The 16365-nt window shown below is 58.8% G+C and carries 12 protein-coding genes and 1 pseudogene; 6 read left to right on the top strand and 7 right to left on the bottom strand.

The genetic code is table 11. The annotated features are described in order from the left end of the window. The first annotated feature begins 31 nt into the window (after positions 1-31). The 5 genes from ACZM8Y_RS10370 (at position 32) to ACZM8Y_RS10350 (ending at position 7101) form a co-directional block, all read left to right on the top strand. A complete protein-coding gene (locus ACZM8Y_RS10370) occupies positions 32-2116 on the top strand; it encodes an HD domain-containing phosphohydrolase (RefSeq protein ID WP_482332969.1) in 2085 nt (694 codons plus the stop codon). A 28-nt stretch (positions 2117-2144) separates the two neighbouring features. After that, positions 2145-3362: a glycosyltransferase gene (locus ACZM8Y_RS10365; protein ID WP_337432101.1), complete on the top strand. Its 1218-nt coding sequence runs from the start codon at positions 2145-2147 to the stop codon at positions 3360-3362. Positions 3363-3548: 186 nt separating this feature from the next. Continuing rightward, entirely contained in the window at positions 3549-4961 is a 1413-nt protein-coding gene (gene nhaC / locus ACZM8Y_RS10360; protein WP_308771101.1) for a Na+/H+ antiporter NhaC, read from the top strand. Positions 4962-4971: 10 nt separating this feature from the next. Further along, the gene (locus ACZM8Y_RS10355) at positions 4972-6525 is read left to right on the top strand and encodes a sulfatase family protein (protein ID WP_479858314.1); all 1554 of its coding nucleotides are present in this window, start codon (positions 4972-4974) and stop codon (positions 6523-6525) included. A gap of 48 nt (positions 6526-6573) precedes the next feature. Then, complete coding sequence (locus tag ACZM8Y_RS10350) at positions 6574-7101, top strand: 3'-5' exonuclease (protein WP_489501722.1); 528 nt, start codon at positions 6574-6576, stop codon at positions 7099-7101. Between the two features lie 297 nt (positions 7102-7398). Here the strand turns inward: ACZM8Y_RS10350 and hflX are convergent, their stop codons facing one another. The 6 genes from hflX to ACZM8Y_RS10320 all read right to left on the bottom strand — a co-directional run bounded on the left by hflX (position 7399) and on the right by ACZM8Y_RS10320 (position 14644). Further along, positions 7399-9027, bottom strand: a complete 1629-nt coding sequence (hflX, locus tag ACZM8Y_RS10345) for a GTPase HflX (protein WP_479858316.1) — start codon at positions 9025-9027, stop codon at positions 7399-7401. A 337-nt stretch (positions 9028-9364) separates the two neighbouring features. Beyond that, positions 9365-9868 (bottom strand): single-stranded DNA-binding protein, encoded by a 504-nt coding sequence (locus tag ACZM8Y_RS10340; RefSeq protein WP_479858317.1) that lies wholly within the window; start codon positions 9866-9868, stop codon positions 9365-9367. Positions 9869-9891: 23 nt separating this feature from the next. Then, positions 9892-10236: a formin-like protein 18 gene (locus ACZM8Y_RS10335; RefSeq protein ID WP_302551977.1), complete on the bottom strand. Its 345-nt coding sequence runs from the start codon at positions 10234-10236 to the stop codon at positions 9892-9894. Between the two features lies 1 nt (position 10237). After that, positions 10238-10888, bottom strand: coding sequence for a biotin attachment protein (locus tag ACZM8Y_RS10330; RefSeq protein WP_302551976.1), 651 nt, complete (start codon positions 10886-10888; stop codon positions 10238-10240). Between the two features lie 72 nt (positions 10889-10960). After that, a complete protein-coding gene (locus ACZM8Y_RS10325; RefSeq protein ID WP_302551975.1) occupies positions 10961-13210 on the bottom strand; it encodes an acetyl-CoA carboxylase carboxyl transferase subunit alpha/beta in 2250 nt (749 codons plus the stop codon). An 18-nt stretch (positions 13211-13228) separates the two neighbouring features. Then, entirely contained in the window at positions 13229-14644 is a 1416-nt protein-coding gene (locus ACZM8Y_RS10320) for a biotin carboxylase N-terminal domain-containing protein (RefSeq protein ID WP_302551974.1), read from the bottom strand. A gap of 413 nt (positions 14645-15057) precedes the next feature. Between ACZM8Y_RS10320 and ACZM8Y_RS10315 the strand changes: the two genes are divergently transcribed. Then, positions 15058-16029, top strand: coding sequence for a hypothetical protein (locus ACZM8Y_RS10315; protein ID WP_337431696.1), 972 nt, complete (start codon positions 15058-15060; stop codon positions 16027-16029). A 70-nt stretch (positions 16030-16099) separates the two neighbouring features. Here the strand turns inward: ACZM8Y_RS10315 and ACZM8Y_RS10310 are convergent. Continuing rightward, positions 16100-16365 (bottom strand): annotated as a pseudogene (locus ACZM8Y_RS10310) (hypothetical protein); the annotation flags it as partial.

Here is a 16365-nt window from a genome sequence, read left to right as displayed (position 1 = left end):
GACGAGTGGAACGGATAAAGAGAGGGGCGTTATGGAGCAAGTCATTCCCCAGTCTAAGGTGGGAAACAAGTCCGCGGCGTACAGGCGCATGGGCTGGTTTATGGCTGTCATTCTTGTGCTTGTGCTGTGCGCTGCGGGCAGTCTGGCATGGTTCAACATCAATATGGCGGAAACGTCCCTCAAGCAGGATGTGGAACGCCGTCTGCAGTTTACGGCCCAGAATAAGGCCAGCGCGCTTTCGCTTTGGTTCAATTCCATGCAGAATCAGGCCAACCGTCTGATCAGCGCGGATCTTTTCCGGCTGTTCGCGTCGGAAGTCAATGGGCTTGGCAATGATCTCTCCACGCTCCTGAATGCCTCCGGCGACAGCTCCTCTGGGATTGATGATCTGTCGCAGTTGGCCTCTCAGCTTCCGCTCATGAAGAACCTTCTGCAGGAATTCATCTCTTATTCCGGGTTCCTGCGCGCCCGTATCACCAACACGGACGCCCAGACGTACCTTTCCACGGACGTCACGCCACCGGCGCTCTCGCTGGAACAGCAGCAGGGCATCCGAAAGACGGTCGAGTCGGGCAAGCTGGGCATCCTGCCCGTGCGCAAGACCAGCAATGGGCTGGTTCTTGATCTGGTTGTTCCCATCTTCGCCCCCCAGTATGTTGAAGGCCGATCGGAAAAGCCGGTAGCTACGCTCCTGCTGTCCCTGATGGTGTCTTCCCGTCTTGGCGAAACCATTGATGCAGTGAAGGGTGAGGGCTCGTTCGGCGTTACCCATGTTTTCCAGATCGTCGGGGACAAATTGCAGGATCTTCTCCCCTTGTCCGCGGATATCCAGAACCTGCCCGGTTGGCAGCTGGGGCAGAACGACAGCCTGCCGTTCGGGATCAGGGAAGGGGCGTCCGGCTCTCATGAAGCGGTATACAGCATCGGCGTGAAGGTTCCCGAACTGCCGTGGCTGGTCGTACAGGAAGTGCCGGTGGCAGCCGCGCTCAAGCCCTTCCTGTCGCAGCGCAATGCGATTGTCATATGGGCGGTCATTGCGGTTGTGGTCGTGCTGCTGGCTCTGTTGGCCGTCTGGTGGTGGCTTGTGGGACGCAACGCCCGGAATGTAAGCGCCGAGCTGCTCCAGTTGTATCAGATTTCCAACCAGCAGAAGCAGCTTCTCGACGGCATCAACAGCGCGCTTGTGGACGGCATCGTCCTGACCGACAAGGGCGGCATGGTTCAGTATGCCAACCAAGCGTTCGCGCATATGGTCGGGCGTTCCGATGAAGAGCTTGTAGGCATGGATTGCGCGGCGATTTTTGGCTACGATACCGCTTTGCGGCTGTATAAGCAGTTGGACGTGGCCATCCAAAGCGGGCAATCTTTCATGTTCAAGGACGTGATGTGGCTGCAGTCGAAGAAGTACCATTATCAGATCACATGTTCGCCGTACCGCAATGAAAGCGGGGTAATCACGGGGACGGTTTCGGTGTTCCGCGATATTACGCAGCTTGTCGACGCGCAGGAGCGAAACCAGCGTATGGAGCGGCAGACCATCGCCGCGTTCATGCACGCTATTGAGGCCGTTGACCCGTACTTGGGCGGGCAGTCCTCGTATATGGCGAACTTGGGCGGCGATTTGGTCAAGACCCTCGGCCTCAGCGAGGAAGACGAGAGCACCGTCCGCACGGCGGCCAGCCTGTCGCAGATCGGCAAGATGCAGCTGCCCCGTGAGCTGCTGACGAAGCCCGGCGCCTTCACGCCGGAAGAGCGTCAGGCGATGGAGCGGCATGTGGAATATGCTCGGGACACCTTGAAGAACATCAATTTTGAGCTGCCCGTCGTGGAAGCCATTTCCCAGATGAACGAGTTTTTGGACGGTTCCGGGTATCCCGAAAAGCTGCATGGGGACAAGATCAGCATTCATGGCCGCATTCTGTCGGTTGCGAATACGTTCTGCGCCTTGATCCGGCCCCGTTCGTACCGCAACGCCAAGTCCGTGGACGTGGCCCTGCACATTCTGGAATCCGAATCGGCGAAGTATGATCAGCATGTGGTACACGCGTTGCGTGAATATTTGAAGACGCCTGCGGGGGAAAAGTTCGTCAGAAGCCTTGCAGACGAAAACGTCTGATGGAGTGATAACGAAGGATCGGTGGGATATGCGCATCCTTTTTCTGCATCATACGTTTCCGGGGCCGTTTCGGTATCTGGCGGCGCGCTTGGGTGGGCTTCCCGGCAACGAAGTCGTGTTCCTTTCGGAGCGGAGCAGGAGGGATGTGCGGATTCCCGGCGTTCGGAATCTGACGGTTTCCGGTGTCCAGCCGGTCATGTCGGAGGATAGGGCCGAGCGGGAATTGATGCAGATGATGCGTTACGGCTCACGTTTCGCCAATGCGCTGTTAAGGTTGCAGCAGAGCGGCTTTGAGCCGGATATCGTCTATGCCCATCCCCGGTGGGGATGCAGCTTTTTCGTGCAGGATATTTTCCCTCAGGCGTTCCATGCCGTGTATGCGGAATGGTATTACACGAAAGGAGCCAATTATACCTTTTTCACGCAAGGGGCACCCCGGCCCGCCGTGGAGTTTGCCCAGAGCCGCGTCCGTAACCTTTGCCAGCTCAATGCGCTGGCGGAATGTGATCTTGCAGTCACGGCCACAAGCTGGCAAAAAAAGCAGTATCCGCAGCAGATTGCAAAGCATATTCACGTAGTCCACGAGGGTGTGGACACGGATTTCTTTTCCCCGAAACCTGAGCGTTTCCGCATCGAAGGTTGCGATCTCTCCACTGTCAAGGAGCTGGTGACGTTTTCGGGCCGGGGGCTGGAGCCTTTTCGCGGTTTCCCCCAGTTTTATAGGAGCTTGCCCCGATTGCTGGCGGCACGCCCTGAGTGTCATGTGTTGATTATGGCGTCGGAGCGGCAGGGGAGCGACCAGGCCGTTTCGCTGGAACGCCTTCGGGAAGAGGTACCCGTCGATCCCCGGCGTGTCCATTTTGTAGGGTTCCGTCCTTACGAAGAGTATCGGCTGCTGCTGCGCGCTTCCACGGTGCATGTGTATTTTACGGCGCCGTTCGCGCTTTCGGCGGGGTTGTTTGAATCCATGAGCTGCGGCTGCCTGCTGGTGAGTTCGGATACGGAACCCGTCCGGGAAGTGGTTCGGCACGGCGAGAATGGATTCCTGTGCGACTTCTGGGATTACGGCATGCTTGCCGATATCACGGCGGAATTGTTGGCCAGATCTGATGCCATGGGCCCCGTGCGCGCGGCTGCCCGTCAGCGCATTGTGGAAGAATACAACCTGAAAGTGCAGATCCCGCGCCATTTGAACTTGCTTCTTTCGGCGTATGCCGACTGGAAAAAAGCTCGGTGGACATCGTAAATGACAGGCTCCCTTATGAGGGGGCTTTTTTTTGCCGTTTTTGCGGGAAAAGGGGCGGAACGTCAGTTGTCTTTTGGTAAAGGGCGGGTCATACTTGTGAGAACGACAAAGACTTCGGAGCGCGATGCGCTCGCCGGTAACCGTTCCTGAGTGGGACGGGCGGAAGACAGTGGAGAGGAGTATGGAATGGAGACGAAAGGGAAGAAGCCTTCTTTAGGGTGGGCGATCCTGTCATTGGCGTTACCTGTGGCGATGATCCTGTATGGTACGCTCATTGTTGGGGTGCGGCCTCCCGTGCTGCCGCTCATCGGTGCCGTGGCGCTGGCAGGCCTCATGGGGCTGAAGACGGGATATCGTTGGGAAGACTTGCAGGAAGGGATGTTTGAGGCGCTCGGGCGCATCCAGATCGCCATCGCCATCCTTGCGCTGGTGGGCATGATCATCGCGGCGTGGCTTGCTTCAGGAACCATTCCCGCCATCATTTATTGGGGCTTGAAACTGATTGCGCCTGAACATTTCCTCTTGTCCGCCATGGTGTTGTGTTCGGTGGCCTCCATCGCCACGGGCACTTCGTTCGGTACGATGGGAACCATCGGCGTGGCGCTGCTCGGCGTCGGGCAGGCGCTTGGTTATCCTCCGGCCATGACGGTTGGGGCCATCGTTTCCGGCGCGTACATCGGCGACAAGATGTCCCCTGTATCCGACTCGACCAACATTACTGCCTCCGTCTGTGAGGTGCCGCTTTTCGATCATATCCTGTCCATGCTCTGGACGACGGTTCCGGCGTTCGTTGCGGCGGGGATCGTATATGCCGTGCTTGGTTTTTCCTTTGCGCAGGAACAGACCGCTTCGCTGGAAAGCCTCAACGCGATTCTCAGCGGCCTTGAAGCGAATTTCAGTCTGGATTTTGTGGCGTTCATCCCCCCCATCTTGATGATCGTCTTGGCATACAAGCGTTTCCCGGTTCTGCCGGTCATGGCGGTGTGCCTGCTCAGTGCCGTGGCCATCGCTGTGTATGAGGGGGTGGCCTTCAACGAGCTCGCCAAGATGATGACCTCCGGCTACGTTTCCAAGACCGGCATCAAGCAGCTTGATCCGCTGTTGTCCCGCGGCGGCCTGCTCAGCATCATGCCTACGGTTTTGCTGTTGTGTTCCGGCATGGCCTTTGGCGGCATTCTGGAACGCTCCCGCGTACTTGAAGTCTTGCTCGATGCGGTATTGAAGGGGGCCCGCTCCGTTGTCCGTCTGGTTGCTTCAGTGCTGGCTGCGGCTTACATCATCAACTTCGGCACGGGCAGCCAGATGTTGGCGGTCATCGTGCCCGGCCGCGCCTTCCTCGATTCGTTCAAGAAGGCCGACATCAGCCCGTTGGTGCTGTCGCGTACCTGCGAGGACGCGGGGACTATCGGTTGCCCGCTGGTTCCGTGGAGCGTCCACGCGTTTTACATCGCGGGAGTGCTTGGCGTCAGTGCGTTCGACTTCGTGCCGTATGCGTTTTTGAATTGGTTCGTCCCCATTTTTTCCATCCTGTGCGCCCTGACCGGCTTCGGCATTTGGCGTTTGAACGGCACGCCGGTTCATGGCCGCAGAAAAGCCTAGAGAGGACAGCATGTCTCCCATCAAGAATGTGGTTTTCATTATGCTGGACACGCTCCAGTTCAATTATTTGGGATGCTACGGCAACACGAAAGTGAAAACGCCCAATCTGGATCGCTTCGCCAGACAGGGGTACCTGTTCGAGAACGCCTATAGCGAAGGGCTCCCCACGATTCCCGTCCGCAGGGCGCTCATGACCGGGCGTTTCACCTTGCCCTATGCCGGGTGGAAGCCGTTGGATTTGAATGACACCAGCCTGACCGACATGCTCTGGTGCCGGGAGGTGCAGACGGCTCTGGTATATGATACGCCGCCCATGCGCCTGCCCAAGTACGGCTATTCGCGGGGGTTCGACTATGTAAAGTTTTGCAACGGGCATGAACTGGATCACGAGACGTTCCATAACGTGCCTCTGGATCCCGCTGTGAAGGCTGAGGATTATCTGTCGCCCGGCATGTTGCACAAGAACGAGGACGGCGAATACGACAGTTCGTCGCAGTCCCTGATCCGGGAGGCCGAATGCTACCTCAAGCAGCGTCAGTTCTGGAAGTCGGACGCTGACAACTATGTCAGCATCGTCGCACGGGAAGCCGACGACTGGCTGCGGCGCAAACGCGATCCGAAGCGGCCTTTCCTGTTGTGGGTGGATTCGTTCGATCCCCATGAGCCTTGGGATCCGCCGTCCGTCTGGGAAGGGAAACCGTGTCCGCATGACCCGGACTATCAGGGCAATCCAATGATCTTGGCCCCGTGGACTGAAGTCAAGGGCGTGATGACGGAAGAGGAGTGTGCCCATATCCGCGCCCTGTACATGGAAAAAGTGGAGCTTGTGGATAAGTGGATCGGCAATCTGCTTGATTCTATCCGCGAGCAGGGCCTCTGGGATGAGACGATGGTGATTATCACCTCTGATCATGGCCAGCCCATGGGCAACGGCGAACATGGGCACGGCATCATGCGCAAGTGCCGTCCTTGGCCTTACGAGGAACTGGTTCATGTTCCTTTGCTCATCCATGTGCCCGGCCTTGAAGGAGGGAAGCGGATCGAAAGTTTCGTCCAGAATGTGGATGTCACGGCGACCATAATGGATGCGCTCGGCTACGGGCAGTCCGCTCTTTCCGAAGCCGGGCACGAAGGCATCCAGACCTACGGCGCGGATGAGATGCACGGCATCAGCCTGTTCCCGGTCATGCGCGGGGAGACGGATACCGTGCGCGAGGTCGCGATTGCCGGTTATTATGGTATGTCATGGTCGCTCATCACCAAGGATTGGTCGTATATCCATTGGCTCAAGAACGATATTGATACCGACGAGATGAACCGCCTTTTCTATGACGGATCGGGCAAGGGCGGCAACGCCGGCCGTCAGTCCGCCGAGCTGGAAATGAAAGAGGAAATGTGGACGTGCGTTCAGGGGGCCGAAGTGACGGTTCCCGAACAGGACGAACTCTACGACAGGCGGGTTGATCCGTTCCAGTTGAACAACTTGGCTGGTGCGCATCCCGAAAAGGCCAAGGAACTGCTCCAGCAGTTGAAGTTGTATATCGGTGAATTAAGAACCCTGTAGCTTAAAAGGGCGGGGGATTTCCCCGCCTTTTTTGTTGGAAAGACATTAATGGTCGACCCCGTATATGCCGCTTTGGATTTTGAAACCGCCGACTATCAGCCGGACAGCGCCTGTGCCGTAGGATTGGCAAAGGTGCGCGGCGGCGAAGTCGTCGACACGCTGTACAGCCTGCTCCGTCCACCGAGGAGGCGTATCCTGTTCACATGGGTTCACGGCATCACGTGGAAGGATGTGCAGGACAGCCCCACGTTTTTGGAATTTTGGCCGCAGATGGCTTCGTTTCTGCAAGGCGTTACGCATCTTGTCGCGCACAACGCCCCTTTTGATCGGCGGGTGTTGGAAGCCTGCTGTCAGGCCAACGGCATAGCCCTTCCGGATCTTCCTTTCGTATGCACACTGCGGGAATCGCGCAGGAAGCTCAAGCTCCCTTCGCATAAGCTCGACGCGGTTTGCCGTTATTGCGGCATCCCGCTTGAGCATCACCATGCGGGTTCGGATGCCGTCGCCGCCGCTCGAATTTTGATTTACCTCCAAAGAGAACTCCAGGCGGGAGGGGGAGAAAAGGGGAGCGGGTAAGGGAGCTGTCGAGCCGTGCCTTCCCTTTTCCCCTTAAGGCTGTCCGACTGATGGAGATACGGAAGGGGATCCTGCCGTACGTCCGCCCCACGGCCAGGATGGATTGGAGCTTCGTGTTGAGCTGTGGCTTTTGTGCCTCTTTTTTTCTCATAGGCCTTTGGAGCGGCGCGGGGCACCGAAGAAAACGCGCCACGGGATCAAGGGGATTTCCTTATCCCTATGGCGCGTTTTGTATCTTGTGTTGAGATGTCGGCTTTGGGAGAGGGCGCGTGCCGTTTTCCAGAGCAGGGTAGTTTGTCAGTATATTTTGGGCATGGGCCCGGTTATTTCGATGTGGGCCGTCGTTTCCCAGTGGATGGTATTTTCTATGCAGCGGGAGAGAGCGTTGAGGCCGTCCCGGTTTTCCGCCGAAATGGGCAGGGCGTCGGGCCACCTGTCGCGCAGGATATCGCGCATCTCATCCTCCAGCCGATCCCACTTGTTGAGGATGAGGATACGCGGAACCTCATTCAGCTCCATATCGGCAAGGATGCCGTCCACAGCCGCAATCTGGCGGTCGAGTTCAGGATGTGAAGCGTCGGCCACATGCAGCAAAAGATCGGCGGCCTCCAGTTCCTCAAGGGTGGCTTGGAACGCTTCGGTCAATTCCTTTGGGAGGTTGCGGATAAAGCCGACCGTATCCGCCAGCACCAGCTCATGTTCTTCGGGGAAGCGGAGCCGCCGGGTGGTGGGATCCAGCGTGGCGAACAGCTTGTCTTCCGCCAGCACTTCCGAACGGGTCAGGGCGTTGAGGAGCGTTGACTTCCCGGCATTGGTGTAGCCCACCAGAGCAGCCACCGGCAAACCCTGTCGGGCGCGGCGGGCACGGGTAAAGGCCCGTTGCTGGCGCAGCCCTTCAAGCTCTTTCTTGATCTTGGCGATCCGTTCACGAATGCGGCGTCTGTCCGTTTCCAGTTTGGTTTCCCCGGGGCCACGGCCTCCGATGCCGCCCATGAGCCTGTCCATAGCCCGGTTTTTGCCCACAAGCCTGGGCTGCGTATACTTGAGCTGCGCCATTTCCACCTGCAGCTTGCCCGCCCTGGTCGTGGCGCGCTGGGCAAAGATGTCCAGAATGAGCTGGGTACGGTCGAGCACTTTGCGCTCGGTGACTTCCGAAAGGCTGTTGAGCTGAGCGGGGGTAAGTTCGCCGTCGAAGATGATCAGCGAGGCTTGGCCCTGCAAAGCCAAAATCTCAAGTTCCGCCAGCTTGCCTTTACCCAAAATATGCCGGGGATGGATGTCGGCGACCCGCTGGATAAGCGTCCCGGTCACCACAATGCCCGCACTGCGCGCCAGCTCCCGGAGCTCTTCGATGTGCATTTCTTGTACAGCGCGGGGAAGGGGCGAGACGGATACGAGGATCGCCCTGGGGCTGTCCCCCGCCTCGGACGCTTCGGAGAGCACGCGGCCAAGCTCCTCTTCCAGCGAGACGGCTTCGGCGTTGAAATCGATGTCCACGCGATCCCATGCGGTCATGGGATGGACGCGGTAAGGCTTGCTGTCGGCATTTGGGGGAAGCAGGTGCCCGCTCTGAAAGCTGACGGGATCGCCGTAATCATTGACGGTCAGTACGGAAATGCTGTCCAGACGCAGGAAAAGCATGTCCATCAAGTCTTCTTGGGAAAGCCCGTCCGGTGAAAGGTGCGTGTGCATCAGGCGGATGCCGCGCAGACGGCCCGCCGCACCACGCCCGCGCGGTAATTCCGGGATCAGGATGGACGCGGGATCGCCCACGATCACCATGTCCACCTTGCCCTGCCGATCGATGACGAGCCCAACCTGACGGCCGAGCGCACGCGAAAGGAGCGCAAGTTCGCGGGCCTGTTCCGTCGTATATCCACCCCGTACGGGGTATCGCCGTTGCCCCAGACGCGTCAGCGCCTTCATCTGGCTGGGCTTCAGGCCCGCCGTGTTGCCTTCCAGTCGAGTAGCTATGATCAGTGCCTCGTGTTTATGGATGAAAAACGGAGCTCGCCTCTTTCCAAGGTGCTCCCTTGTGATCTGATGGCACGTGTTTCAGAGGCGTTGCCATCAACGAACACGCGTATGATGCGGAAAAGTTACTTTTGATCAAACACGGAAAAACCGCCTCCCCCACCTCTACATCGGAACGAACTCCATCCGTGTGACCTTCCCACCAGTCAAACGTCTTAGGATAGGAGAGGGAGGGGGGAGGGAAAGGAACTTTCTGGAAAAAGATTCCCCTTTCCCTCCTAATATTTCTCTAGAACGGCACGTCATCCATGCCGCTGGCCTCGGAAGGAAACGCAGGGCCCAGATCTTCATAGTCGTCCTGACGCTGCTGCGGGCGCTGCTGGGGACGGTTGCCGCCGGGCTGGGCGGGACGGCGGGGAGCGCTGTAGCCGCCTTCGCTGCCGCCGGACATGCCGCCCTGTTCGCTCCCGCGCTTGTCGAGGAACTGGACGCGCTGTGCCTTGATTTCGGTGGTGTAGCGATCCTGCCCCTGCTGATCCTGCCATTTGCGGGTCTGCAGGCTGCCTTCCACAAACACAAGGCTGCCCTTGGTCAGGTACTGGGAGCAGTTCTCCGCCGCTTTCTGGAACACCACGACGCGGTGCCACTCGGCACGGTCCACACGGTTGCCGTCGCGATCCGTGTAGGATTCGTCCGTGGCGATGTTGAGCGTGCAGACGGGGCTGCCGCTCTGGGAATAACGCAGTTCGGGATCGCGACCGAGCCTGCCGATGATCATAACCTTATTCAGCATGATAACTCCTTGCAGGGCACCCGCTAGGGCTTGGGCGCCCGTTCGTTCAATGTGGCAAGTTCCTCTTCCAGCGTTTCGCTCAGCCCGTTGGCCTTGCGCGGTTCCCACTGGAAAAGCGCTTCCTCCAGTTCCTTTTTGACGGCGGCGGCGCGCCCGATGCCTTCCCGAAGGCCATCGGCGACAGCCTTGGGCCAGCCTTCAAACGAAAGGCCGTTTTCCAGCGCCGTCACCAACTCCAGCACGCCGCGTTTCTCGCCGGGGTACTGGGGACGGGGCCACGCCAAGGCCGCCAGAGCGGGCCATGCCCGGACGACGTCCTCTTCGCGGTATGTCCATGCGCTGACGCGGATCTGGAGGAGTTTGCCCATGTTATTCCTGCTCCTGCCATTCGGTTTGGACTTTCAGCACGACCTCTTCGATCTGCTGGAGCTGATCCGGGGGGCAGACGCCGATCAGCGGGCTTCCCGCGTCCACGTTTTCGTTGTGTTCAAAGTACACCGTATAGATAAGCCCGTCCGGGCCGGTGTAGTACAGGGGCATTTCCCGTTTCATACGGGAGACGATGAACAATTCCATGCCTTCGTAGACGGAGACGGAACGGCAACCCGACACCTTGATTTTGGTGTCGATCTGGGGAACAAAATAATATTTGGCCCGTTCGGGAGCCACAAAGAGGTTAAGCGCCTGCTTGAGCAGGATGCGCAGCACCTCGTCCTTGGACAAAAAGTGCCGGATGGTGGCGAGCGGGGTGCCCGCCTGTACGTACGTCCCTTCCAGCTCGCTATGGATTGCGCAGAGTTCGCCCTTCTGAACCGCGTTGAGCGGCTTCGGGTTGCGTTCGCGCGTGATGGTGGCGATAAGCGTTCCGGGCCGTTCCTTCCATGTACCGTTCGGGCCGATGACCTTATCTCCCAGCTTGAGCGAACCGAACGTCACCACACCGGTATGGGGGGCGACGATTTCCTGCTCCTCAAAAGGGGAAGCCTTGATTTCTTCGAGAAGGCTTGTGACATCTAACATGCTGTTGACTCTCTTCTTGCAAAGGGGAAAGGCGGAGAACCGGGACGTCCCGGCCCCAAAGCCCATCGGCGGTTAACGGTAGTAAAGGTTGCGGCCGCCCATCGTCAGCAGAACCTGCTTCAGGTTGGCGCGAGCCTCACGGCGATCCCATACACCCTGAATGTGCCCCCGCGCCAGTGCCTTATACGCGCTGTGGTAGTGGGGTTCGATGTCTATCCCCGTGGTTTCCTTGATGACGCCGCGTCCGGCGAACCCAAGGTTCGAGGAGCGCATGGCATACTGGTAGGGCGAGCAGCCGAGGAAGCTCGCCACCGGCCCGGCGTAGGAATTGGTATCGTACAGAACCGTATACAGGCCCCCGGCATTGATGTAGCGGCGCACCGCCACCGTGCAGCGGGGCATTTGAATGACGCCGTGCGTTCCTTCCTGAATACGGATGCCCGCCGTGCCGTGCACGTAGGCGAGAAGCGGATAGCGTTTCTTCATCGCCAGTTCCGCGGCTTCCACGAACTTGGTGCCTTCGGCGGAACCGACGGAGCCGCCGCGGAAAGTGCCCGCGAACAGGGCGACGATCATCTTGGTGCCGTCCAGCTTGGCTTCAAAGGTAATGCAGCCGCTTTTGAGCTTGGTGCGCTCCCGCGCTTCGGCAAGGCGGACATCAAAGCCTTCAAACTGCAGGGGGTTGCCGGCTTCTACTTCGCCGTTGAATTCGCGGACGGAATCCTCATCGAACACGTTCTTGACGAACCACTGGTATTCCATCGGGAAGTGGTGGCCGCACCACGTGCAGACGCCCGCGAATTCGCCGTACAGATCCGGGGACCACAGGTCGAGGCAGCCATGCGTGCCTGCATTCGGGCAGGTGACCGCGCGGTCTTCCTTGGCGCGGGGGCTGATATACGACCATTGGCCTTTGCGGGACTCGTTTTCCTCGTCCCAATCGGAAAGCGTGGTCAGGTTGCGCACGGTTTCCGGTTCGATGGAGGGGCGCTGATCACGAGGGATGCGGCAGAAGGGCGCGGTCAGGCGGCGCTTCAGCAGGTGCATTTCAGAGGTCATTTCATCCAGCAGGTAGGCGAACTTACGCTGATGCTTGGTGATGAGCGCATATTTGATGCGGGCAGAGATGTTGCCCCAGGATTCGCGCATGCTGTTGCGCATCTTGTTGAGGAAGGGACGGCGGTCGATGTAGGCCCCGCGCGACAGGCGAAGGAATTTTTTCTGGCGGCGCAGGACAAGGCGCTCGCGGGCGCCTTGGCTGAGGTGCCAGCGGATATACATCTCGTCGAGGTTGATGTCGTCGCGGCTCATGCGGCGGAGCAGCGCGCCGCGGAACAGGCCTGAACGGACGGACAGGACTGTTTCATCGGTAGCCCGGATGATTTCCTGGCGCAGGGTGCGGAAGAAGTCATAATGATACGGGCGGGCGCCGAGGCTGGGTTCCTGAATGATCCTGTCGATATAGCCGAACTGGAGGTTGTCCTCGGCGGTGATGTGCAGTTGGGTGGCGCAGCGTTCGATGAGTTCGGGCGTGGCGCGCTGGCCGGGCTTCAGACGGCCTTCGATGGCTGCGGCGCCTTCAGGGGAAATGACCGAATAGTAGCCGTGCGAAAGCATGAGGCGGCGATCCGCCAGCGAAATGGCCTCGGCGCCGCCGGAACCGCCTTCGGAGAACACGGCGACCATAGGCACGGTGAGCCCGGCCATTTCATAGAGGTTTTTCGCAATCTGCTGCGCCGCGCCGGGCGTGTCCTCGATGGGGAAGGAGCCGGGCGTGAAGACGTAGGTATGGATCGGGATGCCTTCGGTTTCCGCAACCTTCATGTACTGGAGGGCCTTGGAGTTGCCCCACGGCTTGACGGAACCGCCGTTGCGGAATTCCTCGCCGTGGCCTTTTTCTTGGCCGATGACCATGATGAGCTGGTTGTAGGTCTTCTTGCCGCGGCGGCGGGTGATGGTGGCGCGGGCGATAAGCATACTCGGATCGATGCTGTGCTCTTCCTGACCGCCGATTTCCGTGAAGTTGTCGTATACGTTTTCAAGGATGTCACGCAGGCAGATACGCTGCGGATGGCGGACGATGCGCACCTTGTCCATAGGCTGGATTTTTGTTTCCAGCTTGCGCTCCATAAACGTGAACAGTTCTTCCAAGGTGGTGAGCTCCGCGTCCGGGTCGGACTGGATGCCCTCCGTGGCACGGCGGAAGAATTCGTTCAGGCGATTGTGCAGCAACTCAATGTCTTCCGGGTGCTTGCCGTCAAAGATGTCCCGGATATAGTTGAGGCGTTCGCTCAGATGATGTGCTCTTTTTTCGATATCCATGCTGTATCCAGTAATCCGCTAGAAGCGGAGAATGCGGCCCGTATTGGCCCGGAGGAAGTTGACGTTGGACTTCAGTTCGCCGGACTGGTTCTCACCCTGCAGGGTCAGCTCGTCGAGGAACTGCATGCCCCGTTCCTTGGCCTGTTCGAGGTTTTCGCCCCAGATGATGGCAAGCGCAAGGTTCGGGTCGAATTCCGTGGGGATTTCGTACGGCTCGTCCGTAGGTACGTGCGTGTACATTTTGAGCCAAGGATGGCTCGGCCACCCGAAGGCGTCGATGCGGCCGACCCACGGCGTAAAGCGGTTGTCGGGATCCTCGGCGATGAGGCGGTATTCGATGCCCACACCTTCAAAAGTGATGTCTTCCTGCGTATAGCCGAGGGGCTCGCCGAGGCCTATGCGGATCTGTTCGGCGATGATGTCGACGTCGCCTTGCCCCTTGACCTTGGAAATGCGGGCGGAGACGCCGTTTTCCACCTGAATGCGGGTGTTCACTTCCATAAGGAAGGGGCTGCCGTCCTTGGTGACGATCCATTCCCACGTCCCTACGTTGTCGTAGCCGACCTTGCGGGCCAATGCGAGGGAGTGGCGGGTGATGTCTTCCAGCAGCTTGTCCGCGTCGAAATCGTATTCGATGGATGAGGAATCGAAGCCGGGCGCAACTTCGATACGCTTCTGGAGGCCTGTGGACTGGATCGAACAGTTACGGGTGCCGAAATGGACCGGATTCTTGCCGCTCCGGTCGGAGACGATCTGCACTTCAAGGTGGTTGAAGCCGCAGATGCGCTGTTCGATGAGCACGCCTTCGTCCTTGAACTGGCGGAGCGCGTAGTTGCGGATACGCCGGTACACGGAGCGGAACTGATCGATGTCGTACACTTCCTCAATGCCCATGCCGCCGCCGCCTGCGGAAGCCTTGACGAGAACCAGCGGGCGGGTGATGCCCTGCTGAAGCTGGAAATCATAAAGGTTTCTGGCGATCTTTTCAGCTTCCATTTCGTCGTAAATGGGACGGTCGGAACCGGGAACCGTGGGCACGCCGAGGCTGCGGGCAAGGCGTTTGGTATTGATTTTATCGCCGAGCTCCCGGATGACCCGCCACGAAGGGCCGATGAAGATCAGCTTGCGTTCTCTGGTCGTGACCCGGCGGGCGAAGCGGAAGTCCTCCGCGAAGAAACCGTAGCCAGGGTGAATGGCCGTGGCGCCGGCGTCGTCGGCGACGGACAGGATTTCATTGGCGTCGTGGTAGGAGGACACCTGATAGAGGGATTTTTCCCCACCAAGTTCTTTGGCGATGCGTACGTGGCCGGAATGGATGTCCTCGGCCGTATGCACGCAAACGAATTCCAAGCCCAATTTACGGCAGGCCTGAACGATGCGTACGGCGATTTCTCCCCGGTTGGCTACGAGGACTTTATGTTCTGTTTTCTCCACCGTTGTACCTCATGCATGATTTGTAGGCTCCGGAGCGGAGCATTGCCAGTCGCCGGGCCGCTGGCCCGATATGGATTTTCCTGCCCCGTTTCCAGCTTGCAGGTACGGACAGCACCTGCGGGTCTGACAGTATCGCCTAAATCAAGGCCGTTAGCAATCGCTCCGCTGGGGGATCCAAGATTTTTTCGGGAAATGGAAGCCTTTTGGCATAGGTTGGCTTCCGGCTTTGAATGACTCCTTCAGAAATATATCCCAAAATACGCAAAAAAAGTGTGCGAACAGGGTTTACTTTTGGTATTGGTGACCCCATGTTGAGGCCTGAATCGTTGCGCGTGCCTCCGATAGGCGTTCGGTTTGCCAGCGGGACGCGGCGGGGCGCGCTTCACTTTCTGCCCTGTTAATGAGGAAATGGCATGGAATCGATGTCTGTATTGGAGCGTTTGTCCGAACTGTTGCCCGCTTTGCCGCCGGGCCTCATCGAAGCATGGGGGCAGCTTGCGCTGTTCGCCGTGCCTGTATGCTTATATCTCGCGGCAGTCGTGTTGCCTTTTGTGGTGCTCTATGGACTGATCCGCGCCCATTTCGGCAGAAGAAGCCTGTTGGAGCGCTGTTCCCGCCAGCAGGCGCGGTTTGCCAATTTTTTGAACTGGCTGTTCGTCGTGTGCTTCGCGGGCCTCGGTGTGGCAAAGATCGTCCCCTACGACACCTTTCCCCCCCTATATCAGGCGGGCCTATACCTTTCGGCGGGCCTTCTGCTTGGCGGGGCCATCATCTGGGCTATCGTGGTGGCGGCGTGGAAGCCGCTGCGCAGTTGGCCCGTGCTGCACGGTTTTCTCGCGTTTTTGACCGGAAGCAGCCTTGCCTGCCTCCCCATCATCGGGCTTATTCTGGGCCGCGTGGCCTTGCAGGGCACGGAGCTGCCGCAAGAGAACGACCTTCAGACGCTGATCGAGCTCCTGTTGCCTTCCGTCAGCGATCCTTTCTGGTTGTACTTCGGGCTGATCCACTTCCTTGAGGTTGCCTCTGCGGGGGCTCTGGGGCTGTTCTGGCTTCTCGTCCGGCGGAATATAGACGACTTCGGGCGTGACTACTACGTCTTTGCGGCCAACTGGTGCGGCGAGTGGGCCGCGTGGGGTGGTTGGCTTTCTTTGATCATGGCGGGCGTGCTGTGCTTCATGTTGCAAACGCAGGAGTTGCTGACGTTTGAAAATCAGGGTGCACTTCTGTTCGTCGCCGCGTTGTTTGCGGCGTTGTTCATCCCCTCCGTCATCTGGACGGTCATCGCCCGGAGCACGACGCCGATGCGCCATAAGATCGGCATGATCTTCTCCCTCCTGCTCTTGATCGTCGCTATCGCCAACAGCGGCGTCCTTGTACTGCTGTAGCGGGCCGGGAAGAGCCTTTTACTGTTCCCCGCAAGAGGCCCCGTCCGTCTTCTCCCATCAACTACGCAGATCATCCACTTACGAGAATGAGAAAGCCCGTGCGGAACAGACCAGCACGGGCTTTCTTGCCTGTTACGGCAATACCTTTGAACAGGGATTCGATAAACGCGAAAGTCTTTGGAGAGGAAGGGGGAGAGGTTTGGAGAGGGGGAAGGGGAACCTTTCTGGAGAAAGGCTCCCCTTCCCCCTCTCCAATCTTAAACTTTATTTCCCAGGGCTGGCGAGCTTCTTCTTGCCGGCGGACTGGTAGCGCTTGAGTGCATTCAACTCGGCCTT

It is taken from the genome of Bilophila sp. (assembly GCF_057864385.1).
The sequence above is the reverse complement of the archived record's forward strand: the minus strand, read 5'-3'. Positions and strand labels throughout refer to the sequence as shown.